The 2,389-nt window shown below is 63.4% G+C and carries 2 protein-coding genes; both read right to left on the minus strand.

Translation table 11 applies throughout. The features are described 5' to 3' along the window. Positions 1-240: 240 nt before the first annotated feature. On the minus strand, positions 241-2,067 hold the full coding sequence (locus RXV88_RS23445; RefSeq protein WP_316296152.1) for a M3 family oligoendopeptidase: 1,827 nt from the start codon (positions 2,065-2,067) through the stop codon (positions 241-243). A 61-nt stretch (positions 2,068-2,128) separates the two neighbouring features. Next, positions 2,129-2,275 (minus strand): hypothetical protein, encoded by a 147-nt coding sequence (locus tag RXV88_RS23450; protein WP_316296153.1) that lies wholly within the window; start codon positions 2,273-2,275, stop codon positions 2,129-2,131. Positions 2,276-2,389: the final 114 nt, after the last annotated feature.

Raw genomic sequence — 2,389 nt, forward strand, 5'->3', positions numbered from 1 at the left:
GCCCAACTGCTCATACCCCACGGCTATCATGCTGGATTCAAACAGTGAATCCTTCAGCCGATTTGTGCAACAAAGCCACTGGTGTCCACCTGGGTCCGCTACCGGACATATGCACCTTTTCAGTACCAAACTGCCCCAAACGGTCGTGTTTTCAACGCGACGGCTGTCGCCCCGGCTCAACAACACATCGCGCAGGCCAGAACCGTGGCGCCGGGCGCACACGGTTCTGGCAGGGCTTTGTCAGCCCTCCATCGCCTCCAGCTCTTCGATGAAGCCTTCGATCATGCTTAGCCCCTTGTCCCAGAACGCCGGGTCGGCGGCGTTGAGGCCGAAGGGGGCGAGCAGGGTGGAGTGGTGCTGCGAGCCGCCCGCCTTCAGCATGTCGAAATACTTGTCCTGAAAGCCCTCGGGGCTTTCCTGGTAGGCGGCGTAAAGCGCGTTCACCAGACCGTCGCCGAAGGCATAGGCGTAGACGTAGAAGGGCGAGTGCACGAAATGCGGGATGTAGGCCCAGAAGGTCTCGTATCCCGGCATGAAGTCGAAGGCGGGGCCCAGGCTTTCGGCCTGCACCGACATCCACAGCGCGTTGATGTCGTAGGGCGTCAGTTCGCCGCCGCGCCGGGCCTCGTGCAGTTTGCATTCGAAATCGTAGAAGGCGATCTGGCGGACGACGGTGTTGATCATGTCCTCGACCTTGCCGGCCAGCAGCACCTTGCGTTCGGCCTGATCCTTGGCGTTGTCCAGCATCCGGCGGAAGGTCAGCATCTCGCCGAACACCGACGCGGTCTCGGCCAGCGTCAGCGGGGTCGAGGACAGCATCTCGCCCTGACCGGCGGCCAGCACCTGGTGCACGCCGTGGCCCAGCTCGTGCGCCAAAGTCATCACGTCGCGCGGTTTGCCCAGGTAGTTCAGCATCACGTAAGGGTGCACCTCGGTCACGGTGGGGTGGGCGAAGGCGCCGGGCGCCTTGCCGGGTTTCACGCCCGCGTCGATCCAGCCTTTCTCGAAGAAGGGCGTGGCGATTTCGGCCATGCGGGGGTCGAATGCCGCATAGGCGTTCATCACCGTCTCGCGCGCCTCGTCCCACTTGACGGTGCGCGTGGTCTCCATCGGCAGCGGCGCGTTGCGGTCCCAGACCTGCATCCTGTCGAGGCCCAGCCACTGGCGCTTGAGCTCGTAATAGCGGTGGCTGAGGCGCGGATAGGCGTTGACCACGGCGTTGCGCAGCGCCTCGACCACCTCGGGTTCGACATCGTTCGACAGATGCCGGCTGGTCTGCGGCGTCGGCATCCCGCGCCAGCGGTCTAGGATTTCCTTTTCCTTGGCCTGGGTGTTGTGCACACGCGCAAAGGTGCGGATGTTGTCGCCAAAGACGCGGGCCAGTTCCTCGGCCGCGGCCTGACGCTTGGCGCGCTCCTGCTCGGTCAGAAAATTGAGCGTACCCTCGATGTTGTGCGTCTCGCCGTCGACCTCGAATTCCAGCCCGGCGATGGTTTCGTCGAAAAGCCGCTCCCAGGCGTCCCCCACCACGCCCAGATCGTGCAGGAATTTCTCCAGCTCGTCCGAAAGCTGATAGGGTTTCATCGCGCGGATGCGGTCGAAGGCGGGCTTGTAGCGCGCCAGATCGGTATTGGCGGCAAAGAGCCCGTCCAGAAAACCGTCGTCCAGCCGGTTGAGCTCGAGCGTGAAGAAGACCAGCGGCGTGGTGTAGACGGTGATCTTTTCCTGCGTGTCGCTGAGAAACTTGGTCCGGCCCGCATCGGTGGTCAGCTGATAATAGCGCAGCCCCGCGAAAGACATGATGCGCCCGGCGATGGTTTCGATCCGCTCGTAGCGGTGCACCGCCTCCAGGAACCCGTCTGCGTCCAGCGTGCCCAGCTTGCCTTCGTAATCGGTGGCAAAGCCGGCGCAGGCCCCCTCCAGCCAATCAAGATCGCGCTTGAGCTCGGGGGCGTCCTCGGCGGTGTAGAGATCGGAGAGATCCCATTCCGGCAGATCGCCGAGATTGCCCGACCCGGAGGTGACGTTTGCGTCGAAGAGCGGTTGGGGGAAACGGATATGCTGCATGGAAACCTCGTATGATTTCCCATGACATATGGCCCGGGCGGAAGGCTGGCAACCGCTGGCGTCAAAACCGCCGCGCCAGGCCAAGGTGAAACGCGGTGTCCTGCGCCTGCCTTGTGGCGGCGACCGACAGGGTGAGGACAGGCGTCACGGCCCATTGCGCGCCCAGCCCGGCGGCGTCGCGGCCGTGCGTGCGGCTGACCTCGCCCATGGCTGACAGGGCCAGTCGTGGGGTTGCGGCATAAGTCGTCGGGTCTGAACAACGCCCAACGCTCTGAATTTATGTGAGAAATGTCTTATTTTGTTGGCTTTGGCCTGCAGGGTT

It is taken from the genome of Aestuariicoccus sp. MJ-SS9, from assembly GCF_032586235.1.
Lineage (GTDB): Bacteria > Pseudomonadota > Alphaproteobacteria > Rhodobacterales > Rhodobacteraceae > Aestuariicoccus.

Bases quoted from the DNA above. Each gene is read 5' to 3' on its own strand.
- RXV88_RS23445 (WP_316296152.1), bottom strand. From the start codon at position 2,067: ATGCAGCATATCCGTTTCCCCCAACCGCTCTTCGACGCAAACGTCACC.
- RXV88_RS23450 (WP_316296153.1), bottom strand. From the start codon at position 2,275: ATGGGCGAGGTCAGCCGCACGCACGGCCGCGACGCCGCCGGGCTGGGC.